The sequence below is a fragment of the Chryseobacterium sp. KMC2 genome (genome assembly GCF_016756935.1).
Taxonomy (GTDB): Bacteria; Bacteroidota; Bacteroidia; order Flavobacteriales; family Weeksellaceae; genus Chryseobacterium; species Chryseobacterium rhizosphaerae.
This window is the reverse complement of record NZ_JAESIT010000012.1, coordinates 47,458-72,906: the sequence shown is the minus strand read 5'-3', so window position 1 is coordinate 72,906 and position 25,449 is coordinate 47,458. Positions and strand designations below refer to the sequence as shown.

24 protein-coding genes are annotated in these 25,449 nt (G+C 36.9%); 19 read left to right on the top strand and 5 right to left on the bottom strand.

Annotation, left to right across the window (positions count from 1 at the left end):
- Nucleotides 1-58 precede the first annotated feature (58 nt).
- Entirely contained in the window at nucleotides 59-1,048 is a 990-nt protein-coding gene (locus JML65_RS15115; RefSeq protein ID WP_237390897.1) for an NAD(P)H-dependent flavin oxidoreductase, read from the top strand.
- 85 nt (nucleotides 1,049-1,133) lie between these two features.
- On the opposite strand, the gene JML65_RS15110 is transcribed toward JML65_RS15115, so the two are convergent.
- Entirely contained in the window at nucleotides 1,134-1,751 is a 618-nt protein-coding gene (locus JML65_RS15110) for a hypothetical protein (RefSeq protein WP_084086202.1), read from the bottom strand.
- Nucleotides 1,752-2,130: 379 nt separating this feature from the next.
- Here JML65_RS15110 and JML65_RS15105 point away from each other — a divergent pair, with 379 nt between their 5' ends.
- Entirely contained in the window at nucleotides 2,131-2,904 is a 774-nt protein-coding gene (locus JML65_RS15105; RefSeq protein ID WP_202271322.1) for an alpha/beta fold hydrolase, read from the top strand.
- An 11-nt stretch (nucleotides 2,905-2,915) separates the two neighbouring features.
- On the opposite strand, the gene JML65_RS15100 is transcribed toward JML65_RS15105, so the two are convergent.
- Together JML65_RS15100 and JML65_RS15095 are read right to left on the bottom strand one after the other, a co-directional pair.
- Nucleotides 2,916-3,533 carry a hypothetical protein gene (locus JML65_RS15100; protein ID WP_202271321.1) on the bottom strand — a complete coding sequence of 206 codons (618 nt, stop codon included), beginning with the start codon at nucleotides 3,531-3,533 and terminating at the stop codon, nucleotides 2,916-2,918.
- Between the two features lie 30 nt (nucleotides 3,534-3,563).
- Nucleotides 3,564-3,863, bottom strand: a complete 300-nt coding sequence (locus JML65_RS15095; RefSeq protein ID WP_047487614.1) for a rhodanese-like domain-containing protein — start codon at nucleotides 3,861-3,863, stop codon at nucleotides 3,564-3,566.
- A 172-nt stretch (nucleotides 3,864-4,035) separates the two neighbouring features.
- Between JML65_RS15095 and queG the strand changes: the two genes are divergently transcribed.
- The 8 genes from queG (at nucleotide 4,036) to JML65_RS15055 (ending at nucleotide 13,426) form a co-directional block, all read left to right on the top strand.
- Nucleotides 4,036-4,980, top strand: a complete 945-nt coding sequence (gene queG, locus JML65_RS15090) for a tRNA epoxyqueuosine(34) reductase QueG (protein ID WP_202271320.1) — start codon at nucleotides 4,036-4,038, stop codon at nucleotides 4,978-4,980.
- A gap of 350 nt (nucleotides 4,981-5,330) precedes the next feature.
- Entirely contained in the window at nucleotides 5,331-6,014 is a 684-nt protein-coding gene (locus JML65_RS15085; protein WP_202271319.1) for a TIGR02117 family protein, read from the top strand.
- Nucleotide 6,015: 1 nt separating this feature from the next.
- Nucleotides 6,016-6,663, top strand: a complete 648-nt coding sequence (locus tag JML65_RS15080; protein ID WP_202271318.1) for a murein L,D-transpeptidase catalytic domain-containing protein — start codon at nucleotides 6,016-6,018, stop codon at nucleotides 6,661-6,663.
- A gap of 10 nt (nucleotides 6,664-6,673) precedes the next feature.
- Nucleotides 6,674-7,126 carry an SRPBCC family protein gene (locus JML65_RS15075; RefSeq protein ID WP_202271317.1) on the top strand — a complete coding sequence of 151 codons (453 nt, stop codon included), beginning with the start codon at nucleotides 6,674-6,676 and terminating at the stop codon, nucleotides 7,124-7,126.
- Nucleotides 7,127-7,363: 237 nt separating this feature from the next.
- Complete coding sequence (locus tag JML65_RS15070) at nucleotides 7,364-7,696, top strand: hypothetical protein (RefSeq protein WP_047487635.1); 333 nt, start codon at nucleotides 7,364-7,366, stop codon at nucleotides 7,694-7,696.
- Between the two features lie 58 nt (nucleotides 7,697-7,754).
- Nucleotides 7,755-8,843: an efflux RND transporter periplasmic adaptor subunit gene (locus JML65_RS15065; RefSeq protein WP_047487638.1), complete on the top strand. Its 1,089-nt coding sequence runs from the start codon at nucleotides 7,755-7,757 to the stop codon at nucleotides 8,841-8,843.
- 28 nt (nucleotides 8,844-8,871) lie between these two features.
- Nucleotides 8,872-11,994 (top strand): efflux RND transporter permease subunit, encoded by a 3,123-nt coding sequence (locus JML65_RS15060; RefSeq protein WP_202271316.1) that lies wholly within the window; start codon nucleotides 8,872-8,874, stop codon nucleotides 11,992-11,994.
- Nucleotides 11,975-13,426: a TolC family protein gene (locus JML65_RS15055; protein WP_202271315.1), complete on the top strand. Its 1,452-nt coding sequence runs from the start codon at nucleotides 11,975-11,977 to the stop codon at nucleotides 13,424-13,426. The genes JML65_RS15060 and JML65_RS15055 overlap by 20 nt, the downstream gene beginning before the upstream one ends.
- A gap of 200 nt (nucleotides 13,427-13,626) precedes the next feature.
- Here the strand turns inward: JML65_RS15055 and JML65_RS15050 are convergent, their stop codons facing one another.
- Nucleotides 13,627-14,055, bottom strand: coding sequence for a cold shock domain-containing protein (locus tag JML65_RS15050; protein ID WP_047487645.1), 429 nt, complete (start codon nucleotides 14,053-14,055; stop codon nucleotides 13,627-13,629).
- A 710-nt stretch (nucleotides 14,056-14,765) separates the two neighbouring features.
- Between JML65_RS15050 and JML65_RS15045 the strand changes: the two genes are divergently transcribed.
- Nucleotides 14,766-15,521: an SDR family oxidoreductase gene (locus JML65_RS15045; RefSeq protein ID WP_047487648.1), complete on the top strand. Its 756-nt coding sequence runs from the start codon at nucleotides 14,766-14,768 to the stop codon at nucleotides 15,519-15,521.
- A 180-nt stretch (nucleotides 15,522-15,701) separates the two neighbouring features.
- On the opposite strand, the gene JML65_RS15040 is transcribed toward JML65_RS15045, so the two are convergent.
- Nucleotides 15,702-16,706 carry a LacI family DNA-binding transcriptional regulator gene (locus tag JML65_RS15040; RefSeq protein ID WP_202271314.1) on the bottom strand — a complete coding sequence of 335 codons (1,005 nt, stop codon included), beginning with the start codon at nucleotides 16,704-16,706 and terminating at the stop codon, nucleotides 15,702-15,704.
- Nucleotides 16,707-16,869: 163 nt separating this feature from the next.
- Between JML65_RS15040 and JML65_RS15035 the strand changes: the two genes are divergently transcribed.
- The 8 genes from JML65_RS15035 (at nucleotide 16,870) to JML65_RS15000 (ending at nucleotide 25,418) form a co-directional block, all read left to right on the top strand.
- Nucleotides 16,870-18,306 (top strand): mannitol dehydrogenase family protein, encoded by a 1,437-nt coding sequence (locus JML65_RS15035; RefSeq protein ID WP_202271313.1) that lies wholly within the window; start codon nucleotides 16,870-16,872, stop codon nucleotides 18,304-18,306.
- 6 nt (nucleotides 18,307-18,312) lie between these two features.
- Nucleotides 18,313-19,659, top strand: a complete 1,347-nt coding sequence (locus JML65_RS15030) for an MFS transporter (RefSeq protein ID WP_202271312.1) — start codon at nucleotides 18,313-18,315, stop codon at nucleotides 19,657-19,659.
- Nucleotides 19,660-19,755: 96 nt separating this feature from the next.
- Entirely contained in the window at nucleotides 19,756-20,487 is a 732-nt protein-coding gene (locus JML65_RS15025) for a hypothetical protein (protein WP_202271311.1), read from the top strand.
- A 55-nt stretch (nucleotides 20,488-20,542) separates the two neighbouring features.
- Nucleotides 20,543-21,463: a carbohydrate kinase family protein gene (locus JML65_RS15020; protein ID WP_202271310.1), complete on the top strand. Its 921-nt coding sequence runs from the start codon at nucleotides 20,543-20,545 to the stop codon at nucleotides 21,461-21,463.
- A gap of 83 nt (nucleotides 21,464-21,546) precedes the next feature.
- Nucleotides 21,547-22,242 carry a VIT family protein gene (locus JML65_RS15015; RefSeq protein WP_047487920.1) on the top strand — a complete coding sequence of 232 codons (696 nt, stop codon included), beginning with the start codon at nucleotides 21,547-21,549 and terminating at the stop codon, nucleotides 22,240-22,242.
- Between the two features lie 343 nt (nucleotides 22,243-22,585).
- Complete coding sequence (gene tssD, locus JML65_RS15010; RefSeq protein WP_047487665.1) at nucleotides 22,586-22,993, top strand: type VI secretion system tube protein TssD; 408 nt, start codon at nucleotides 22,586-22,588, stop codon at nucleotides 22,991-22,993.
- A gap of 261 nt (nucleotides 22,994-23,254) precedes the next feature.
- Entirely contained in the window at nucleotides 23,255-25,114 is a 1,860-nt protein-coding gene (locus JML65_RS15005; RefSeq protein WP_202271309.1) for a type VI secretion system Vgr family protein, read from the top strand.
- Between the two features lie 4 nt (nucleotides 25,115-25,118).
- Nucleotides 25,119-25,418: a hypothetical protein gene (locus tag JML65_RS15000; RefSeq protein ID WP_123863308.1), complete on the top strand. Its 300-nt coding sequence runs from the start codon at nucleotides 25,119-25,121 to the stop codon at nucleotides 25,416-25,418.
- Nucleotides 25,419-25,449 lie beyond the last annotated feature (31 nt).

Here is a 25,449-nt window from a genome sequence, read left to right as displayed (position 1 = left end):
CTACCACTTTTTTAATAATTGAGATACTTGGTAATCGTTGTTTTTAGTATTTTTACGCATGAGCAATTTTATAGATTTCAACTCTGCAAAAAAACTTCATGACATGCAGGCTAGCCAAAATAGAATTACAGAGCTTTTTAATATAAAATATCCAATTATTCAGGCTGGTATGATCTGGCATTCCGGATGGAAGCTGGCTTCTGCCGTTTCCAATTGTGGAGGATTGGGGTTAATAGGTGCAGGAAGTATGTATCCCGATATCCTGAGAGAAAATATCAGGAAATGCAAAGAAGCCACAGACAAGCCTTTTGGGGTGAATGTTCCGATGTTATATCCTAATATTGAAGAGATCATCCAGATTATCCTTGAAGAAGGTGTGAAAATTGTCTTTACATCAGCAGGAAACCCGAAAACGTATACAGAAACACTTCAGAAAGAAGGATTAAAAGTAGCTCACGTAGTTTCCTCTACCAAATTTGCAGTAAAATGTGAAGATGCAGGAGTAGATGCTATTGTTGCGGAAGGTTTTGAAGCTGGAGGGCATAACGGAAGAGATGAAACGACAACGTTCTGTCTGATTCCTAATGTGAGGAAACATATCTCTAAGCCATTAATCGCTGCCGGAGGTATTGCTTTAGGATCGCAAATGAAAGCCGCCATGATTTTAGGAGCAGATGGAGTACAGATCGGATCGCGCTTTGCTGCTACTACTGAGGCCAGTGCACATGAAAACTGGAAAAAGAAAATTACCGAACTGCAGGAAGGAGATACACATCTTACTTTAAAAGAATTAGCCCCTGTAAGAATGGTTAAAAATAAGTTCTTTGGTGAGTTGGAAACTATTTACCAAAGTGGAAGAGATAAAGAAGCTTTAATTGCTTCATTAGGAAGAGCCAGAGCAAAAAAAGGAATGTTTGAAGGAGATATGGAAGATGGAGAATTAGAAATAGGACAGGTTTCCGCATTAATCGACGATATATTGCCGGTAGAAACCGTTTTTAATCATCTGTTGGAGGAATTTGAAAATGTCAAAATACCTGTATTATAGTTAGCTGTACTATATTTCAGTATTTATTTTAAAATAATAAAAGAGATTGCCTCCTATGAAGGCAATCTCTTTTTATAGAGAGGTGTTAATTGTTTATCTCATAAATATCAGTGATCTCTACAACTGCCATTTCATGTCTTTCAGAGTTGTTACCTTCCAGAATAAAAGTTGCGTAATATCTGATTCCTCCAAATATCTGATCCTTCTTCTTAATAATTTGTATTTTAAATTGTGGATTAGATACGTTTCCTGCATTAGTGTTGGTAGCCCATAAAGAGTTTGAAGCAATATAAGGGGTATTTTTATACAATACCAGATTTCCATCTCCCTGAGCAGACAAATAAGGATTGTTACTTCCGGACTGTACCGTATTAGATGCCCATCTCGCTGGGTTTGGATGAAGACCTACCCAATGAATAGGACTTGCATACAATACTAGGTTACAATCGTGCTGAAGATCAAGATGAAGATTTACATTTCCATAATTAAGAACCAAAGAACCTCCTGCTGCCATTCCATAAGATCTGCTGCTTTCAGCTAGAACTGTGGTTTTGGTCGTTGACAGTCTTTCCGTAGACTTGGTTACCGATGATTTTGCCATTGCTGTTTGCTGTGTTTCTGTGGCAATGTCATTCTCTGTAGAACAGGAAAAGGTTACCAATGCCAATAAAGCTAACGATGAAATCTTTACTGCGTTTTTCATGTTTGTTGTTATTAATTTTTTACAGCGGCAAATATAAAATAAGTATAATAATCTCGTTTTTGTGATATATGTATCTTTTTTAGCTTATTGATGTAGCTGTTTTAAATATATTCCCGGCTTTATAAAATATTTAACACACTAAATAGTGTCTTTTTTGATTTGTTATTATTTTTATGTTTTATATTAAATTTTTAATAAATAGGTAAGTATTTGAATAAAAGCGCATTTAAAAATTAAAATCAGACTTCTAAATTGGATTATTTCGAATATCCGGAGCTTTTCTGTCATATTATTCTGTTATTTGGTAATTTTGCAAGAAATAATAGTATTTTACACGTTAAAAGAGATTTGATGTTGTAAAAAGAATTGGCGAAAGAATATGATACAGAATACGATAATAAATGTTGGTGATAAAAATCTTTATATAGAATACAATAACTCCTTTGAAAATAGACCAACTATTGTCTTTCTTCATGATTCTCTGGGATCAGTAGTGCTTTGGAGAGATTTACCTGCTAAATTGTCTGAAACTACCCAATCTAATGTCCTTGTGTATGACCGTCTTGGCTATGGCAAATCATATCCTATGATTACCCATGAAAGAGCAGTTAATTATATGGAACAGGAAGCAGACCTGCTTAATGATTTGTTGGTGCAGCTCAATATCGACAAAGCGATCCTGTTCGGGCATAGTGACGGTGGAACAATTGCTTTAATTGCTGCCGCAAAATATCACGAAAGAGTAGAAGCGGTAATTTGTGAAGCAGGACATATTTTTGTTGAAGATATTACCTTAAAAGGGGTTTATGATGCATGGGAAGCCTATAAAACGACAAATCTTCCGGAACGTTTGAAGAAATACCATGGTGATAAAGTAGAAATGCTTTTTAAAGCATGGACAGAAACCTGGACACGTGATGATTACAGAAACTGGAATATTGAATATCTCTTAAAAGATATAATTTGCCCATTATTATTTATCCAGGGAGAATCCGATGAATATGGTACACTGAACCAGGTAGAGAAAACTATTTCCCAGGTAAGCGGAAGTAGCGAGAAATACATTATTCCGGGTATTGGACATACTCCACATAAGGAAGTTCCTGAGCTGGTTCTTGAAAAATCTGCTGAATATATCCGTAAGCTTTTTTAAAGCTTAAAAAATTACAGTAGCTGAATTTCTGCGGTGATATTTTTTTTGGACTGTATTTCGTATTGGCCTTTAAAATAATCAGTTTTAAAGATGTCTTCAAGTTCCAGAAAATGTTGAAGAACTTTTTTTCGCCCGGGTTTATAGAGAAAATCCGGGTAGATAGAATATTCTTTTCGGATCATTTTGGTATAGGCCAGGTAAGTGGCAAGATCTTTTCCAAGGATAGAAAGATCAGCATCCAATAGGTAATGGGTATCTTCATCTTCAGATCTTTGATGGGATTTAGTGGCCAGGATCTGTTTTGAAATCTTCAGAATTGTGTCATGGGGTACACCGATTTCCTTAAGCCTTTTTTCAGCTGTACCAGCACTTTTTTCCTCATTAGACCTGGAGGTTGCATCATAAATAATATCGTGATAGAAAACAGAAAAAGAAACTGTGGTAAAGTCAGAGATATGGGGTTTTACCGTTTCAAGTTCCTGAAACATATTTTCAAGGTGAGACAGATTGTGATAATATCTGCCTTTCTCAGAGTGCTTTTTTTCAATTTCTTTCCATAGACTTTGGATTAAAGTCTGATCGTCAGTAAATAAAATACAAAGTTGTAGAAAGCGGTCTTGCAGAATCATGATCCGTAAAAGGTATAAAAAAAAGGAACTTTAAAAAGTTCCCTGATTTGCTTCAAGAACAGCCTTAAGCTCAGCCCAGCCTCCGCCGTTATAGCCATCCTTTAATCCTTGAGTGTTAAGATATTCTAATGCTTTTCCACTTCTGTTTCCACTTCTGCAGAATATGATTACTGGTTTTTCGATAGATAAAACCTCATCCTGTCTATCTTCTACTTCACCTAGAGGAATATTTTTAGCCCCATCTATATTTCCGTCCATTTCAAGCTCCATAGGCTCGCGAACGTCGATCAACTCATAATTTCCGGATTGTATTACTTCTATTAAAGACATAGTTGTTTATTTTAAACATTAAATTATAAACGAAAATACGTATTTTTTTTTTGAAAAAAATCTTAATTAAAACATAATTTTTTCAGAACAGAGCTAGACCAGGGTTTATAGCTGAAGCTTTCTGAAAACTGAAAGATTGATAAAATAATCTTAGTTTTGCAATGTGATAAGTATGAATGCCGGAGCCGAAAAATATTCCCAACTGATAAAAACCAAAGCCAAAAGTTTTGGGTTTCAGAATTGTGGCATTTCTAAAGCTGATTTTTTAGAGGAAGATGCCGCACATCTCGAAAAATGGCTTAAGAATAACTTCAATGGGGAAATGAAGTATATGGAAAATCATTTCGATAAGAGATTAGATCCAAGGCTTTTGGTAGAAGGCTCTAAATCTGTAATTTCACTTTCTTATAATTATTTTCCCGAAGAAAAAATTTCGGTGCTGGAGAATTATAAGATTTCAAAATATGCATATGCAGAGGATTATCACGAAGTCATCAAAGAAATTCTTCGTGAACTGGTGGCAGAATTGCAGGAAGAGATCGGTGAATTCGGATTCAGGGTCTTTGTAGATTCAGCACCGGTTATGGAAAGAAGCTGGGCCAGAAAATCAGGAATAGGATGGGTAGGGAAAAATGCTAATCTGATCACCAAACAAAATGGTTCTTTCTATTTTCTTGCAGAAATTATCTGCGACCTGGAGCTTGTTTCCGATCATGAAACAACCGATCATTGCGGAACCTGCCGGAAATGTATTGATGCATGTCCTACAGATGCTATTGTTTCCGAAAAGATCATTGACGGAAGCCGCTGTATTTCCTATGCTACCATAGAGCTGAAAAATGAAATTCCGGATTACTTTCAGGATAAAATGGAAAACTGGATGTTCGGTTGTGATATCTGCCAGGATGTGTGTCCCTGGAACCGGTTCTCAGCACCCAATAAACAAAGTAGATTTACCCCTAATGAAGCCCTGAAGAATTTTAAAAAAGGGGAATGGAAAGAATTAACTCAGGAAATTTTCTCTGAGATCTTTAAAAAATCACCGGTGAAAAGAACCAAATTTGCCGGTTTAAAGAGAAATATTGAGTTTTTGGAGAGGTCTTCAGATCTATTTTAGCTGGAACTTTTGGTGACAACTCCTTCTTTGGAATTTTTTGGAGTTCCAAACTAAAGCTGATAATCGACCATTCCTTAAAATTTCCGCTTTAAGGAGGTTAAGATTTGGTAGAATAAGTTTCTTAAAAACCTTTCCTAAAAAGAAAAATTGACTCTCAGGAGATTAAATCTCACCGAAAATCAACGTTTTTTTTGTATTCTTTTTGGAGCTGTTTTTACTCTTACTTTAAATCTTTTCTGAGACTTGGTATTTTTACGCATATTTGTGAATATTTCGTAACTAAATATAGTCATTTTTTCGATTAAAACAAATACTTTTACTAAAAATTACAGATTAAATTTTATTAAAACATGACCGTGAAAATTATAGTATTATATATCTTAAAAGTGTTGGGAATAATTTTAGGAATCGTGATCATATATGTCCTTCTTGGCTTATTGATCCCCTTTATCCCTGTCTCAGCAAAAGATGATGGTGAAAAGAAAGATATTCCCATTTATATTTATACCAACGGAGTGCACACAGATATTGTAATGCCCGTAAAAAATGATCTGCAGGATTGGAGCCTGAAGATTCCTTTTGCCAATCTGAAATCAAAGAAAACAGACTATAATTATATCGGTATAGGATGGGGAGATAAAGGTTTTTACCTGGATACCCCCACATGGGCTGACCTGAAGTTTTCTACTGCTGTGAAAGCCGCGTTCTGGTTAAGCGATTCAGCAATGCACTGTACTTATTACACCACAATGAAAGAAGGGGACGACTGTAAAATGATTATGATCAGCAGAAGCCAATATACAAGGCTGGTGAAATTTGTAGAAGATAAATTCGACAGAGATCAGAATGGCAATTTTATGGTGATTCCTACCAATGCTGTGTATGGAGATAATGATGCTTTCTATGATGCCAGAGGTACATACAGTTTCCTGTATACCTGCAATACCTGGACTAATGACGCTTTAAAAGCTGCCGGACAAAAAGCTGCCCTGTGGACTCCTTCTGATTTTGGAATTTTCCAACACTATAAATAAAATGAGAAGGTTTTTTCTTTTCTTTTTATTACCTGTGCTTTCTTCCTGTGTCAAGGAGAAGGAAATACATACTTATAAGGCAGAAAATATTGTGGTATCAGGTGAGAAAAGACAGGAAGAAGATCTTTCTAAAATAAAAATAAAAGCTGAAGAAGCTTTAGCGTTCTGTGCCTCAAGAAATCTCAGTACCGATTTTTGTATCCTTATAGACATGAGTCTTCATTCAGGAATTAAACGTTTCTTTGTCTGGGATTTTAAAAACAAAACTATTTCAGGGAAATATCTCGTAGGGCATGGTTGTGGTATAAATGCATGGAGTAAAGATGATTCAAGGGACCGCCCGGAATTCAGCAATGAAGATGGAAGCCATCTTTCATCTCTAGGGAAATACAGGTTGGAAGGAAGAGGATACAGCGAATGGGGTGTCAACATAAAATACCTGATGCATGGCCTCGAGGATACTAATACTAATGCATTGAAAAGGTTTATCGTTTTTCATTCCTGGAATCTGATGAGCGATGAAGAAGTTTTTCCTAAAGGATCACCGGAAGGATGGGGCTGTCCCACCATTTCAAATAATGCTATGAGAAAAATTGATCCAATGATTCAGAACACTAAGAAACCTGTTCTGATGTGGATTTATAATTAAAAGAAGTAAGATGAAATATAGACTTTTCCGAGAACAGCAATTAAACTGCGATCTAGAAACGGCATGGAAATTCTTTTCCTCAGCCAATAACCTTTCCGAAATCACTCCAAAAGATATGGGATTTACTGTCCTGACAGAACTGGAAGATGATGAAATTTATAAAGGAATGCTCATAGATTACTATGTTTCCCCATTATTTGGGATTAAGATGAAATGGCAGACAGAGATTATCCATGTGGATTTTCAGAAAAGCTTTACTGATTTTCAGAAAAAGGGACCGTATAGATTATGGAATCACCATCATGAGTTTATTCCGAATGATGAAGGTGTTTTAATGAGGGATACGATAGATTATGAACTTCCTGCAGGATTTCTTGGAGAAATAGCCCACCGTCTTTTTGTCAGAAAGAAACTGGAGTATATTTTTGATTACCGTTTCCGGGTACTGAGCAGACTGTTTTAAAATATCCGCAAGATCTTTGATTGGATATCGGAAAGTGGCCTGTGGAATGGCAGGCAGAAAAACGGAGCTATAAGTACCCTTTGCCATTCCGAAGGAATCTCGATATCATGGTTGAAAACATTCATTTTTCTTGATTGTTTAAGTTTTTTTAACATTTGAAACGGCCTGAACTCCATCTAAAATTCGTACTTTTGCGCCACTATCGTTTTTACTAAAAAACAAAGCGTTCTCTTTGACATGGCAGGTCTGAAGTCATTTATCATTTTTTATATTATGCTGGTTTTTACCCTTTTCAATTCGAATTGGGTAGAAAATTCCTTGCAAAATATTCCTCATGTACCCCATGTCAGTAATATCTATCTATTAGATGTTTTTGAGGATGCTGATATGAATACCCACGCATTAGCTGCTGCCTCGAAAATCATAAAACATTCAGCACCTAAAAATGACTGCACGGCAGGTGACTTTTCAGCCATCTTAAAACTGAGCCCGAAAATTACACTTCCCAATATTGCAGTCTCTATTATCTGTGGGGTTAAGTCTTTTCTCCATCTCCTCCAATTGTATTAATGTAAGTTATTGAAATTCAGTTTATTTATCGGAATTTTTATAACTAAAACATGTTTAAATGTATTTTAAAAACGTAATAATTTGCACTTTTGCAACATTATTCGCTGTGTCATGCAGTAAAGACAAGAAAAAAAACAACCAAAACGAGAAGGAAGTTCCTGTTCTTGAAATCAAAGAAAAAGATACCCTGGTGAGCAATCAGTTTGTCACCGATATCCAAGCTAAGAAGAATGTAGAAATGCGTTCCAGGATTGGAGGGATCATACAGCATATATATGTCAATGAAGGACAGTTTGTGCACCAGGGACAGGCTTTATTCAAAATCAATGATGCCGAACTTCAGATGGAGCTTTTAAAGGCAAATGCGGCCTTAAAACAAACCGAAGCCGATGTTCGTATTGTGGAAGTGGAACTGAAACAGATCCAGAGTCTGTATGCTAAGAAATTTGTGGCCAGCAACGAGCTGGAGATGGTAAAGGCAAAATTATCATCCGCTAAAGCTAAGCATGCCTTTGCTGATGCTGAAAAAAGGACTGTTCTGCAAAAAATAAGCTTTACAAAAATCACAGCCCCTTTTGACGGAGTCATTGATGTTATTCCCCTTAAAGATGGAAGCCTCGTGGAAAATGGGACTTTATTAACCACTTTATCCCAGCTTAATGAGGTGTATGCTTACTTTTCAATCCCTGAAAACTTATATTTTGAGCTTTTAGCTAATGATAAGATAGGAAGCCATCAGAAAATTGAACTGACACTGCCTAATGGCGTTAATTACCAGTTTAACGGAGCACTAAAAACTGCCGAAGGAGAAATAGACAGAACGACAGGTTCCATACGGTATAAAGTATTATTTCCCAATCCTGACCGCTTGATCAAACATGGTACTTCCGGAAAGCTGATTATTTCCGAACATCAGGGAAATGCTGTTTTGATTCCTCAAAAATCAACATTCTCCATTCAGGATAAGATGTATGTTTTTGTGGTGGATAAACACAATAAAGTAAAGATGACCAATATTAAGATTGGAACTACCCTGAGAGATTCTTATTTGGTAGAAAATGGTCTTAAAAAGGGTGATTTAATTATTTATGAGGGTACACAGTCTTTAAAAGACGGTGATATAATCAAAATTAAAAAGAAGTATTAACCTTTCGTAATCTTTAAATCAACTAACAATGGTAGAAATGTTTATAAGACGAAAGGTTCTTTCGTTGGTTATTTCCATATTATTTGTCCTCCTGGGAATTATGGCCCTGATGAAAATGCCCATTACCCAGTTTCCGGATATTGTACCTCCTTCTGTTACTGTAACCGCGAAATATACCGGGGCTAACGCAGAGGTATCAGCCAATGCTGTTGCTCTTCCGCTGGAACGTGCCATCAACGGAGTTCCGGGAATGACGTATATGTCTACAGTAACATCCAATGATGGTCTTACCCTGATCCAGGTATTCTTTGAAGTGGGAACAGATCCCGATGTGGCTGCAGTGAATGTTCAGAACAGGGTGACAACAATTCTCGATGAACTTCCTGAAGAGGTGATCAGAGCTGGTGTAACCACTGAAAAAGAAGTGAACAGTATGCTGATGTACCTCAACATTACAAGTACAGATCCAAGCCAGGACGAGCAGTTTATCTACAACTTTACAGATATCAATGTTCTTCAGGAATTGAAACGTATTGATGGAGTAGGGCGTGCAGAGATTATGGGACAGAAAGAATATTCGATGAGAGTATGGCTGGATCCGCAAAAGATGGCAGCGTACAGTATTTCAGCAGATGAAGTGATAAATTCATTACAGAAACAGAATATTTCTGCGGCTCCCGGAAAAGTGGGGGAAACGTCAGGAAAAACGTCCAGCCAGCTTCAGTATGTAATTAAGTATAAAGGTAAATTTTTTGAACCTAAGCAATACGAAGAAGTTCCTATCAGATCTGATGTAGACGGAACTATTTTGAAGCTTAAAGATATTGCTAAAGTAGAGTTTGGGGCCATGAATTACGGAATGGTTTCCAAAACAGACGGAAGACCTTCGGCCTCTATTATGATGAAGCAGCGTCCCGGTTCCAATGCCTCTGAAGTCATTGAGAGTGTAAAGGCCAAAATGGAAGAACTGAAAGTTTCCTCTTTCCCTCCGGGAATGGAATATAATATGGCATATGATGTTTCCAGATTCCTGGATGCCTCCATTAGTGCGGTACTGACAACCCTTATTGAAGCCTTTATTCTGGTAGGAATTGTTGTATTTATTTTCCTTCAGGACTGGCGTTCAACACTGATTCCGGTATTAGCCGTTCCTGTAGCACTTGTAGGAACTTTTGCGTTCATGAATATGCTGGATTTCTCGGTAAACCTGCTGACGCTATTTGCTTTGGTTCTTGCGATTGGTATTGTGGTGGATAATGCAATCGTCGTCGTAGAAGCTGTCCATGTTAAAATGGAGGAGGGAATGAATGCCATGGATGCTACGGTAAGTGCTACAAAAGAAATTGCGGGAGCAGTAGTTGCGATTACAATTGTAATGTCTGCCGTATTTATTCCTGTTGCATTTCTTGACGGTCCGGTTGGTGTATTCTACCGCCAGTTTTCATTAACTCTGGCCATCAGTATTGTTATTTCTGGGGTGAATGCACTAACGCTTACTCCGGCACTTTGTGCTATTATTTTGAAACCACATGACCATAATAAGAAAAAAAACGTAATTGACAGGCTTTTCCAAAGCTTTAATACAGGTTTTGACCGGTTGACAAACGGTTATGTAGGCATTTTATCAAAATTTGCAACAAGAACCACAGTAACCTTTGGATTATTATTCCTGTTCATCGGGCTTACCTTTGTAACCAGTAAGTTTCTTCCCACCGGTTTTATCCCTATGGAAGACCAGGGAATGGTGTATGTGAGTGTTACCACTCCCCAGGGTGCAACAGTAGAAAGAACGGAAAAAGTATTGGATGAAGTAACGGTTATTGCAAAGAAAATAAAAGGTGTAGAAAACGTAACAACGCTTGCCGGATACAGTATTGTAACGGAAATTGCCGGTTCATCCTACGGAATGGCGATGATTAACCTTAAAGACTGGAAAGAAAGAGATATTTCAGTGAATGATCTGATCACGGAGCTTTCTGAAAAAACAAAGTCTATTGCAGATGCACAGATTGAAATCTTTGCACCACCTACAGTTCCCGGATTTGGAAATACAAGCGGTTTTGAATTGCGTTTACTGGACAGAACCGGCGGAACTATTGAGAATACAGATAAAATTACGAAAGATTTTGTCAAAAAACTGAATACTGCCCCGGAACTACAAAATAGCTTTACCAGCTTTGATGCTACTTTCCCGCAATATATGATCAATATCGATTATGATATGGCAGCTAAAAAAGGAATTTCCGTAGATAATGCTATGTCCACTTTACAGACGATGCTTGGCTCTTATTATGCCACCAATTTTATCCGCTTCAGTCAGATGTATAAAGTGATGGTGCAGGCAAGCCCGGAACATAGGGATACTCCTGAAAGTATTCTGAATCTCTATCTGAAGAATGATAAAGGTGAAATGGTTCCTTTTTCAACATTTATTACCATGGAAAAAGTATATGGTCCCGAAGTGTTGACAAGGTATAATATGTATATGTCTGCAATGATTAACGGAGAACCTGCAGATGGCTACAGCTCAGGAGATGCAATTGCAGCTGTAGAACGGGTGGCTAAAGAAAGCCTTCCGAGAGGATTTGATATAGAATGGTCGGGGATGACAAGAGAAGAAATATTGTCCGGAAACCAAACCGTGTATATCTTCCTGATCTGTCTGTTGTTTGTATATCTTCTCTTAGCTGCACAATATGAAAGTTTCCTTCTTCCGATGCCGGTGCTGTTAAGCTTGCCTACAGGGATTTTTGGATCTTATTTCGCATTGGTACTGGCTGGGCTGGATAATAATATTTATGCCCAGGTGGCCTTGGTCATGCTGATCGGGCTTTTAGCTAAAAATGCAATTCTTATCGTAGAATTTGCGGTGGCAAGAAATAAACAGGGCTTTGATATTATCCCGGCTGCTATTGAAGGAGCAAGACAGCGTTTGAGGCCTATTCTGATGACTTCCTTTGCTTTTGTAGCAGGACTTATTCCGCTTTGTATTGCTTCCGGAGCAGGGGCAATAGGAAACCGTTCCATTGGTACGGCTGCGGCAGGAGGAATGCTGATCGGAACTATTTTCGGATTGGTTGTTATTCCGGGGCTGTATATATTCTTTGCAAAACTTGAAAATAAGAAGAAAGATGAGAAGATTAAACCATAGAAATATATTTTACGGAATTACTTTATTGAGCATGGTTTCATGTGCGGTTCCAAAAGTTGCCACGTTGAAAAAGGCAAAGACACTGCCTGAAGAAGTAATAAAGACAGGAAAAAAAGAAAATGTAGATGAATTCCAGCAGATTAATCTGAAAGCTTATTTTTCAGATCCCCTTTTGTTGGAACTTTTTGATCAAGTAGTACAGGCTAATCCTGATTTTCAGATTGCCCAGCAAAGGGTAGAAATTGCAAACAGTTTTCTGCAGCGGTCCAAGATGGATCTTTTACCTTCTCTTGATGTAGGTGCTGAAGCTTCGGGGAACCGCTATGGAAAATACACAATGGAGGGAGTAGGAAATTACGATACCAATCTTTCTCCCAATATTACTGAAGAGCAGAAAATTAATAGAAACTTCACTCCTAACTATTGGCTGGGAGCAAGAAGCAGCTGGGAAATTGATGCCTGGGGAAAGCTTAAAAACAGAAAAATTGCTGCCCAAAAGAAATACCTGGCTTCTACAGAAGGGCTCAGGCTGCTGCAGGTAGAGCTTTTTACAGATATTGCCAACCTGTATTATCAGCTGGTGACCTTAGACAATCGTCTGGCTATCTATCAAAAAAACTATAAGCTCCAGCAGAGGGCCTTTGAAATTGTTTTGGCACAAAGGGAAGTGGGAAAGGCTACAGAACTTGCGGTACAGCAATTTAAAGCTCAGAATAACAACTGGCTGGCAGAAATAGAACATATAAGAGTAGAGATTGTAACTGTGGAACAGGCCATTACCACACTGACAGGGAGCTATGGAGGAGATGTGAAGCGGGGAAAAATGCTGATGCCTACCAATATGGAGATTTTAAATAAAACCATTAATGTGGAAGGTGTAGTTCATTCCAGACCGGATGTAGCTGCCAATTATTATGTATTGGAAGCTTCTCAGGCAGATGCCAAGGCAGCAAGAGCCGCTTTTTATCCTAAAATTGATCTCGGAGCAGGTTTCGGACTGAACTCTTTTTCTGTAGAGACTTTATTTAAACCAAGTTCATTAGCCGGACAATTGCTGGGAGGCTTAATGGTTCCTGTTTTTAATAAAGGACAGTTGAAATATGAATTTAAAATAGCCAATACAGAGCAGGAAATAGCCTTTCTTAACTATCAGAAGAGTATTACTACTGCATTTAACGAACTTCAGTCTATTTTAAAGCAAACAAAAATCTACGAAAGGGTTTTGAAACTGAAGTCAGAAGAAGTTGGATTTCTGGACAGAGGGGTGGAAGTCTCCAATGACCTGTATTTAACAGGATATGCCAACTATTTTGAACTGATCAATTCCCAGAAAAGTAAATTGACCGCAGAGCTTGACCTGCTGCAGTTTCAGCATCAGAATACCAGAAATAATGTTTTACTGTTTAAAGCATTAGGAGGTAAACTGGACTGATTTTATAATAGTAACCATTAAGAGGCAATGCTGTTCTCCTTATAGTATCTTTTGAAGATCTTATTTTTTAGCAGCCCTGTTTCTTAATGGTTTTAAAAAAAAACAATTTTGCCGGTTTGAAAAACTGGCCCATTTTTATTTTTTGCGATGAAGAAAGCCACCTTTTTGAGGTGGCTTTTATTTTTATAAGATCGTTGTAATTATTTGATCACTTGGATATTGACTGCAGAAAAACCTTTTGGCGATTTTTCTTTTTCAAAAGATACTTTGTTTCCTTTTTTTACAAGCTCTGTACAGTTGTTGTTGTGGAAGAAAATATTTTCTTTTGAATTGTCTTCAGTAATGAAGCCATATCCTTTTTCACTGTGGAATGTGATGATTCCTGTTTTACGGATATCTTCTTCAATAATCGGAGCTGCCCCTAGCTGAATTTCTTCAAGGTTTACCTCCTGTCTTTCTTCAGGTGGAGTAGAAGTTAATCTTCCGAATTCATCTACATACATGAATACATCCTCCATATCCTTTCCTTTGTTGTTGTTCGTTTTACGCTCTTCGCGTCTCAACGCTTTTTCTTTTTGCTTTTGAATTTTTTTCTTGAAATTTTCCTTTTTAGAAAAAGAATCTGCCATAAATTATTTTTAGTATTTAGTTTCTAATATATTGTTATTGATTCAGTGTATTTAGCTTTATATTTATAGAGCCTACTGATGCTTCCTGTCTTGGATTCTCCCTATCATACAGAGCTTTAAAATTCCGATAAGTTGTTCTTAGTAGAAGAATTAAAGTTAAAAATATGGTTGCTTTAAAAGCAAAGGCTGAATAAAATGATATTCGGCCGTGGCAGAAAACAAGTAGTAATTTAGCTATTAATATGCAAATATACAACAATAAAATGAATAATACGGTTTTAAATAATTGATTATCAGAAATAGATTCCATGGAAACAGCTGTATGCATGGTATAAAAGACAGGTTTCAATCTTTTTCCGGAACAGAATAGTAACAAATCCCCAGCAAGCTGAGGATTATGAAACTATATTATAGAAATGAAGTGGTGATAATATGGATGGGTGAATATCAAATGCTATGCCTAAAACTCACTGTTGAAGGAGATCTGCAGCGATTCATAAGGTTGAAAATAGAAAGAATTATTTGTATCTGTCTGAGAAATAATAAAGTATTCATGAAATTTTTTTTTTGAAATAATTAAATATTTTTTTATTCCGCATCAGGTGTTATGTCCAATTGACAGGATGAAACATAAATACCGAAAAATTCACCATACTGAGATGACTTTTATTTTTCACCTTTGTTTCATTAACATTTAAATAATAAGAATAATGTCAGCACAAGATGTAAAAGGAAAAGTTGTTTTAATTGCCGGAGGAGGGAAAAACCTTGGTGGATTATTAAGTAAAGGTTTTGCCGCCAAAGGAGCAAAATTAGCAATACACTACAATAGTGAAAGTTCTAAAGCTGAGAGCGAAAAAACACTTGCTGAAGTTCAGTCTTTAGGAGCAGAAGCATTTTTGTTTCAGGCTGATCTGACGAAAGTAGAAAATGTAACTAAGTTTTTTGACGAAACCATTTCAAAGTTTGGAGGAATTGATATTGCAATCAATACAGTGGGGATGGTACTGAAAAAACCATTTGCAGAAACTACAGAAGAAGAATATGATAGAATGTTCAACGTCAATTCAAAATCTGCTTATTTCTTCCTGCAGGAAGCCGGGAAAAAACTGAATGATAACGGTAAGATTTGTACGATCGTCACTTCATTACTTGCCGCTTATACAGGATTGTATTCCACATATGCAGGAGCAAAGGCACCGGTAGAACATTTTACAAGAGCAGCTTCTAAAGAATTCGGTGGAAGAGGAATCTCTGTAACTGCTGTGGCTCCAGGTCCTATGGATACACCTTTCTTCTATGGGCAGGAAACGGATGATGCAGTGGCTTATCATAAATCAGCTGCTGCTTTAGGAGGACTTACCGATATCAAAGACATCGCTCCACTGGTAGAGTTTTTGGTAACAGAAGGTTGGTGGATCACCGGGCAGACTATTTTTGCTAACGGAGGATATACAACCAGATAATCCAAGAAACCTGTAATCAATAACAAAACCACTGAATTATTTTCAGTGGTTTTGTTATTGATTCTAAAAAGAAACCCATACAATTAAGAGGTTTACTTTTCCTTTTCCCAAAATACTTTTGATAATAATGGACGGTCCCGGAAGTACAAATGGGGTATTTTGAATCTGCTCATAATTTTGTTAAGTAGAAGCTCTGTAGACCAATTCTGCATCCATTGTAACTGATCGGCTTGCGGCTGAACTATCTTTGATTTTTTCCAGTGCCAGTTCTGCAGCTTTTTCACCCATTTTCTCCAGGGGCTGTTGTACACTGGTTAATTGGGGATATACCATTGACGATAATTCGGTTCCGGAAAAGCTTGCGACAGCCACATCTTCAGGTATTCTTATCTTTTGCTCGAGAAGATAATTCATGACCCCCATTGCTAAGGTATCACTAAATGCAAAAATACTGTCAAATTCTATATTCTTATCCAATAGTTGTTTGATTATATCTCTTCCATGCTGAACGGTCATCCCATTAGCCTGTATAATAAGGTTTTCATCAAAAATGTTGTATTTCATAAGAATACGTTTGTATCCATTCATTCTTTCCGTAACATTCCGGATGGTTGTAGGACCCATGATATAGACAATTCTTTTTCTCCCTGTTTTAATTAAATGTTCTACCATTAATGATGCTTTGATAGAATCATTAACAATTACTTTCGAAACATCTAAGGATTGATGGGGGAGTCTGTCAAAGAATATTAAAGGGATTCCCTGTCCCATAATATGCTGATATATGTCGTTGTTATAAGTTTCATGACAGAGGTTGATAATAATAGCATCCACATTAAACTCTTCCAGTAGTTGTAGATTTTTTCTTTCTATAAGAGGATCTTCATCTGATTGGGTGATGATAATCCGGTATCCAAGTGGATACAATATATTCTGAATTCCTTTAAGAACTTTTGCTGAAAAAGGAGTGATCATTTCAGGTACAACAAATCCGATAGTCTTGGATTGTCCGGACTGGAGACTTAGCGCAGTAAGGTTTGGTTTATAGCCCATTTTATGTGCTGCGTCCAATACCCGTTTTCTTGTTTCATCATTAACATTTTTGTCATGAAGGAGTGCTCTGGAGATGGTAGAGGTAGATAATGACAAAAATTTAGACAGATCTTTAATAGTAATACGCTTCATTAGACCTTACTTTTCGCCAAAAATAACAAAAAAATATGCAATTGGGAACGTTCCCTAAATTTTGGGAACGTTCCCAATTTAAATTTTTTAAAAAAACTAATGAATTAACTATTTGTTAATATAGTTTTAGCGGATTGATTAATCCGTTAATAATTTATTGCTTATGAATAAGATGTATTGTAATGATGATTTACTTGAAATTCGTGCAGGGATTTTACACATTGGTGTAGGAAACTTCCACAGGGCTCATCAACAATTTTATACCCATATGCTGTTGCATGAAAAGGATCAGCAGAGTTGGGGGATTTGTGGAGTTTGTTTACTGCCTTCAGATGAGAAGATCGTAAATAATTTAAGGGCTCAGGATCTCAAATATTCGCTGACGGTTTGCGGAAGAAACGGGAAAAATGAAGTGCATAAAATATACTCATTATGTGAATTGATTTGGGGAGTTGAAGATCCGGATGCCGTAGTCAGAAAAATTGCCGACGATTCGATTAAAATAATCACTTTAACCATTACAGAAGGTGGATATAATCTGGATAAGGAAACTGGAGAATTTATTCTGGATGATGAAAAAATAAAGTATGATCTGGAAAATCCTGCCAGCCCTACTACCGTTTTTGGTTTTATTGCAGAAGGGTTACGGAATAGAAAAGTGAAAAATGGAGGAGGAATTACCATACTTTCGTGTGATAATCTTCAGCATAATGGTGATACTGCAAAGAGAGCCTTTACGGCATTTATAGAAGCACAGGATAAAGACCTTGCAGCATGGGTAAAAGAAAATGTGACTTTCCCCAATAGTATGGTAGACCGTATTACTCCTGCCACAACTCCCGAAGATATTGAAAGACTGAACAAGATGAATGGGATGAACGACAAAGCTCCTGTTTATTGTGAAGATTTTGCACAATGGGTAATAGAAGATCGATTTATGGCTGGAAGACCTGCCTGGGAGAGAGTAGGAGTAGAATTTACGGATGATGTCACCGCCTTTGAAAATATGAAACTGAGCCTGTTGAATGCTTCACACAGTCTATTGTCTTATCCGTCTTTTCTGATGGGATATCGAAAAGTAGACCAGGCAATGGAAAACAAAGATCTGGTACAATTTATCCGAAACTTTATGGATATTGATATTACACCATTTGTTCCCGTCCCTAAAAACACAGATTTAGAAAATTATAAAAAAACACTTATTGAAAGATTTGCCAATCACAGTGTCAGCGACCAGGTAAACCGTTTGTGTTCTGACGGAGTTTCAAAATTTCCGGTTTATATTATTCCTAATCTTGGTAAAATGATAAAAGAAGGGAAAGATCTTACAAGGCTTGCTTTTCTTATTGCTTCCTATAGACATTATCTGAAATACAAAACAGATGACCATAGAAATACTTTTGAAGTGTCTGAACCCTGGCTGACTATCAATGACGAGTTACTTATTGCTAATGAAAATCCCCTGGATTTTTTAGAATTATCAGCTTTTAAAGGAGTTCATCTGAAGGCTACTGAACAATTCACAGATCTGTATATCCGGTTTGTACAGGATATCAGAAACTCAGGAATCGATTGGGTTTTACAATCAATCATAAAATAAAAGGTCATGCAAGTAAATACTAATATAAGTTCTTCAGAAAATAAGACAAACAATGCCATATTGCCCTTTGCAATCATCACCTTTATTTATTTCATTGTAGGCTTTCTGACCACTGTGAATGAACAATTGCAGGCACCTCTGAAGTTTACTTTTCTAAGTCATGCGGGTAGTCTGAAAAATACATTTACCACTCTAATTTCCTTTTTCTTCTTTCTGGGCTATCTTTTGAATGGAACTTTGGGAAGTAAATGGGTCAATGCATTTGGATATAAAAATACGATCCTGCGCGGTCTTTTTTTTATGATTTCAGGTCTTTTTATGTATTTATGCTCATCCTGGTTTGGGGGTCAGTATCCGGATTTAAAATTCAGTATTAAGGACGCTGTTATTCCGTTTGGATTTATCATTTTCGTTATAGGATCCTATTTAATGGGGACTTCTGCCGCCATTATTCAGGTAGTTGTAAATCCTTATGCCGCATCATATGAACTGAAGGGAACCCAGCCGGTACAGCGTCTGAATATTCTGACAGCCATTAATTCTATCGGGACCACTTCTGCACCATTTTTTGTTACGGTGATCATGTTCAGTGGAATTTCCATTGAAAATATAGAAATCAGACAGCTGCTGCTGCCTCTATCAGCACTTATTGTATGCATATTAATTGTAATTGTGATTACCAAAAAGCTTCACCTTCCTGATATTGCCCATACAAGAGTAGTAGGAGAAGAAAAACTGGAAAGAAGTATCTGGTCATTCAGACATTTTGTATTGGGGGTTCTGGCGATCTTTTTTTATGTTGGAACTGAGGTGGCTATTGGAGCCAATATTAACCTATATGCCTTTGAGCTGATGGATTCTGGGCATCCCATTACATTTTTCGGAAAAACAGATATTATTGTGGGTGGGGTAGATTTAGGAATTCATGCATTACTGTCTACATTATACTGGGGAGGCTTTCTTGTAGGAAGGGCGATATCAAGTTTCCTCACTAAAATTTCAGCAAGGACACAATTAATAACCACAACAATTCTTGCGACGATTCTTGCCCTAACATCTATGATGACACAAAACCTTTGGTTTCTTGTAGCAATTGGTCTTCTGCATTCTTCTATGTGGAGTTGTATCTATACCCTTTCCATAAAAGGACTGAATAAGTATACATCAAAAGCATCAGGTATTTTTATTTCTGCAGTATTTGGCGGGGCTGTGTTTACCCTTATCCAGGGTGGTCTGGCAGATATTTTATGTTCATGGAGATGGACGTGGGTGCTTACTGTAATCTGCGAATTGGTGATGCTGACTTATGCTTTGTTTGGATCAAGGATAAGAGAAAAAGATCTTATTCACTAGTTCACAATCATCTATTTTCTTAGAATCATTTTATTATCCTGTACATAATTACCGGATAGAGAATGCTTAGTATTTATATTAAAAAATACTTAGGTCATGCTAAAATTTATTGTATTGCTTTTTCCCACGATTATAGGAAGTGTATTTTTGAATGCACAGGAGATACATTCTGCTTTACAGCTTCGAAACAGTCATTTATGGCGTGGTATTGAAGTTTCTGCAGGGTTGGTTTATACAGGAGATGTCCATTTGGATTATAAGAACTTTTATGGAGGGTTCTGGGCTGGTGGTAATGTGAATGGTTCTTATAAAGAATTTAATAATTATATAGGATACAGAAATAAACACCTTACTTTAGAGTTATGGGATATTTATAATTTTTCACCCGATGCTTCGTATAATAACAAAGAATTTTTTAATTATTCGGCAAGGGAAACCGGGCGCTTTTGGGATCTGAGATCTTACTATTTCATAAGTGAAAAGTTTCCGTTAGTTCTTAGTTGGAACACTGTTGTTTTCGGGAGAGACAGGAACAGTGACAATACAGAGAACAAATATTCATCATTTGTCTCGGGAGAATATCCTGTGTATAAGAAAGAAAACCTGGAAGTGAGAGGAAGAGTGGGATATGGCTTTGCATTAAACAACAGCAACGGCGAAAAGGATAATTTTTTTGCTAAAGAAGAAGGATTCAATGAAGTGAGCCTTATTATTTCAAAAAACTTGACCATTGAAGGATATAAAATACCCATTGGAATATGGGGGATGTGGAATCCGGTAAACAATAATGCATTTCTGCAGTTTTCTGTACAGGTCTATTCATTCTGAAAAACAGAGATGAATTTAAGAAGTCTATTAACAATACATTTATTATTTTAAAATAATGGAAGATAAAAAAAATAAAGCAGTCTGCTTTGGAGAAGTTCTTTGGGATATTTTTCCAGGAGAACAGAAAAGAGTAGGGGGAGCCCCTTTTAATGTAGCATACCATCTTTCCCGGATGGGTGTTGAGACCCATATGATCAGCAGTGTTGGTGATGATCAGCTTGGGCATGATCTGTTACAGAAAATGAAAAACTGGAACATTTCCACAGAACACATCCAGATAAACACAGAGTACCCTACCAGTACCGTTATTGCTTCAATGGATGAGAATAATGATGCACATTATGATATTGTAGAAAATGTTGCCTGGGATTTTATTGATACGACCAATGCTGATGAGGAAATCCTCAATAAAACGGATGTTTTGGTGTTTGGAACACTGGCAGCGCGAAATGAGAAATCCAAAAATACATTGTTCAATTTACTGGAGCTTAGTTCTTACAATGTTTTTGATATTAACCTTAGAGAGCCATATTATGAGATTAGCATGATTAAGGATCTGCTGCACAAAGCAAATCTTGCAAAGTTTAACAAAGCAGAATTGCGCATGATGTTGGATTTTTTAGGTAAAACATATACCAATGAAGAAGACAGTATACATTATTTGCAGGATCAGTTTGACCTCCAGGAAATTATTATTTCTAAAGGAAGTAAAGGCGCTCTGTATGCTGATAAGGACGATTTTTATCTCTATCCTACCATCCCGGTTACCATAAAAGATACTGTTGGAAGTGGTGACTCTTTTTTAGCCGGGTTTTTATCAAAAAAACTGGAAAAAGAAAGTTCCGTAGATGAAACAATGATACAGGCTGTATCGCTCGGAGCTTTTATTACATCACAGGAAGGGGCATGCCCTGAATATACCGTCGAAGATTTTAACAGATTTAAAAGTGAATACCCTCTTTCGGCTTTGAAATAAATCAACAGGCTGTACACTAATTTAAAATGATTCTTGAAGAAACATTTTATACCTTTAATTGCACAATTAAGACAGAAATTAGTATGCATCATCAGTTGGAAAAACATTATGTAAACAGGGTAGGCTGGCTTAGGGCAGCTGTTTTGGGAGCTAATGACGGATTGCTGTCCACTACAAGTATTGTTATTGGGGTTGCAGCCGCAGAACCGGAGCGTCATATCATTATCCTCGCCGCTTTAGCAGGCATGATTGCAGGGGCCATGTCTATGGCTGCCGGTGAATATGTGTCTGTAAGTTCACAGGAAGATACGGAAAAAGCAGATTTAATCCGTGAAAAACGTGAACTTGAAGAAATGCCTGAAATAGAACTTAGAGAATTAGCTAAAGTGTATGAAAGAAGAGGATGTACCCAGGAAACAGCAATGCAGGTTGCTATAGAGCTCACAGCACATGATGCACTAGGCGCTCATGCCCGGGATGAATTGGGAATCAATGAAATCACACAGGCAAAACCTTTACAGGCAGCTGTTGCTTCGTTTGGATCTTTTGCAGTGGGAGCTTTATTACCTTTTATGGTCTCTTTACTGGCTCCTATCAAACAGATGATCTATTTTCAATATGGTTTCTCCATTATATTCCTTATGTTGCTAGGAGCAATTTCTGCCAAAACAGGCGGTTCAGATATTAAAATTGCCATGCTCAGAATTTGTTTCTGGGGGACAGTAGCAATGGGAATTACAGCATTGGTAGGCCGGTTTTTTGGCGTGAGTGTAGCATAAATCCATATTTTTTTGATCTGCTGAGCACGAAAAATGAAATTAAAATAAGCAAAAATAAAGAGCAGGAATTCACGACGGACAGTGTGTTTGAAGATCTTTATAAAGAAAATAAGATGAGCTCAACAGGGTTCATCTTATTTGCTTTTATTATAGGAATTTTATTTTTTTTGAAAGCTAATCTTTTGATTTACAAATAATAAAAAACCTAACAAGTGTTAGTCGTAGAAATACTACACTTTTCCAGATTTACACTTAAATATTCTTTCAGTCTGGTAAATACTTCTAATTTTGGTGATATAACCAACCACAAATCACAAAATATTAACGATTAAAATTTACGATCATGGCAGAAAGAAATTCAAGAGGAATTCTAAAATTCAACAACGGTGAAGGACAAAAGTTATTAAAACTTAATTATACGGTAGCCCGTGCTACAGACGTGTCCGGTAGAGTAGCATCTGATCCTTCTAATGCTCTTATTAAAATTACAGTAGAAGCTACGGAGAAATCTGATATTCTTGAAAGTCTTCTTAACGGAAAATACAAACCTACAGTAGGGGAAGTAACTTTCAACAAATCTCACGAAGAAGGAACATTGACAACATTAAAATGGACTAACGGGTATGTCATCCAGCACGAAGTAGATTTCGATGCCGTAGATGAAAACAGTATGTACATCAGTTTTGTTGTAAGTGCAGAACAAATTGATCTTGGTAATTCAGCTTATAATGGGGCTTGGCCTACAGCATAAGAATCTGATCTCTTAAAATTAACTCAACATAAAACAGAATAGTGCTACAAAGATGCTGTTCTGTTTTTTTGTCTGTAATTATTTCCATCGGGACATCATAAATAGACAAGCAGCTTTACCTTTTTTAAAAATTCTATAATTTTAAACATAAAGCTGATAGTGTGAATTTTATATTGTGAAAAATTCATAACTTTATGAAAAGGTCATTTGTTTTTTAATTTTTTTTATTAAATAAATTCCCCCGAAAACACCTTACATAATATGAATAAAAATACCTCGAATTCAGATAAGATTTCCGAGAATCATATTCCCGGAATCAACCGTGTGGTTAAACTGGATATTGTAATAGAAGGCAAAATCATCAAGCACTTTAAGCATTTTCGTTTACAGCAAAGTGTAAAAAAACATCATGATTTTGAACTGACTTTAGCTCATGATACCCTGGATGGAAGACAAAACCATGATCTGGAAGAAGCTCAACAGTTTTTAGGAAAACGTTTAACAATAGTTTTTAAATATAAAGATGTGGAAGGAAGTCCGGAAAGGACCTTTGTAGGAGTGATCACAAAAGTGGGTTTCAACCAGGAAAATCATAATCTTGGAAATATTGTTTTGAAAGGCCATAGCCCTACCATTCTGCTGGATGCAGCTCCCCATACACAAAGTTTTGGAGGAGGTCAGCCTGTTAATATGGGAATCATTGCAGAGGAAGTTATCAAACAGGGAATAGAAAATACTAAGTTTGATGTAAAAGTAAATGCCAAAGCTTCTTCCCAGATCCTCTACAGTGCTCAGTATAACGAAACTCATTATAATTACCTCTGCAGAATGGCTGAAGCCTATGGCGAACAGTTCTATTATGATGGCGAAGTACTGCACTTCGGAAATATGCCACCTCAGAATAAAGCATTGGAACTGGTGTATGGAAGCAATGTTTCTGATGTGAATGTTGAATTAAAGGCAGTTCACATCAAACCCAGTTTTTATGGATATAACAGCAGCTCAAATGCTAAACTCTCTTCAGGAGAAACTCCTATAAAACATGTAGGAAATTTAGCAAAAACGGCTTACCAGAATAATGATGGAATATTCAAAACTCCGGCATTACAGGTAGCTCCCATAAAAGCGGCAACCGATATGGATGTTGTTATTTCCCAAACCAGTACAGCCGGAAGTAAGGCGGTAGAAGTCTTTACGGTTTCAGGAGGAACAACTATTCCTTTTTTATATCCGGGATGCGTTGCCGATATCAATATGCGCAAAACAGATACTAATCAGACGTCCTATTTTACAAAGCTCATGATGACGGAAGTGATTCATGAGGTAGATGCTTTAGGACGCTATACAGGAAGATTTGAAGCAATAGCCTCAGATACTGGATTTATCCCGAAACCTGATTTTACTGTTCCTGTGGCGCAACCTCAGATTGCCACCGTCATATCCAATACAGACCCGCAGGAACAGGGAAGGGTAACTGTAAGATTTGACTGGCAGCTTAATGATACGACCAATTTCATCCGAATGATGGCTCCTGATGCAGGAGGAACAGATCAGATTACCCAAAACAGGGGGTATGTGGCTGTACCTGAAGTAGGCGATCAGGTGATGGTTGGTTTTGTACATAATCACCCTGACCGTCCTTTCGTGATGGGAGGAATGTTTCATGGAGGAACAGCTATGGGTGGCGGTGTCAATAATCATTTGAAATCTATACAGACCAGAAGCGGAATCAGGATTTTAATGAATGATGCAGAAGGGAGTGTCAATATTATCGACCCTAGCGGAAATAATTATTTTATGGATGGAAAAGGTAATATTGTGGTCACTGCCCCTAAAAATATGACGTTCAATGCAGGAGAGAATCTTAATATTAATGTAGGAAAAGATATGAAGACCAGTGTGGGAAATGATCATACAACTACTATTATCAATGATCACAGATTTACCTCAAAAAATTATAAACAGACGGTCAATGAAAATAAAACCATTAATGTAACAGGGGATCTAAAAGAAACAACTTCTACCACCACCCATAAAGCAAAAAATGGCGATATTTTGTTACAGAGCTCAGGAGTGGCGAAAATGCTGGGTAAGATAGATGCTAAGGTGAATAAAGGATAAAAAAATGTTTAAAAAAGCGCTGATCTCTTTCTTTTCATCGGTCTTATCGGTAGTGGCTCTTGTCATTATTGAATTAGGTTTTATGGATCTGACTACAGAGTATAGTCACGGAGATTATGGATGGGTTGCCCTTTGGTTGATTTTCGCTTTTTTTCCGGTATTATTTGCTCTGCCGTTTGTAATTGCTTCTAAACGTAAACAAAACGAAATAAATGATTTTGTTTTATTTTGTTTTTACTCTTTTTGTATATGTTTTCTTGTGATATCGTTAATTTTAGTGATTATCCTTCCGTTGATGTCATAAGACTCATTAGGTAACAACAATTAAGAGTAAA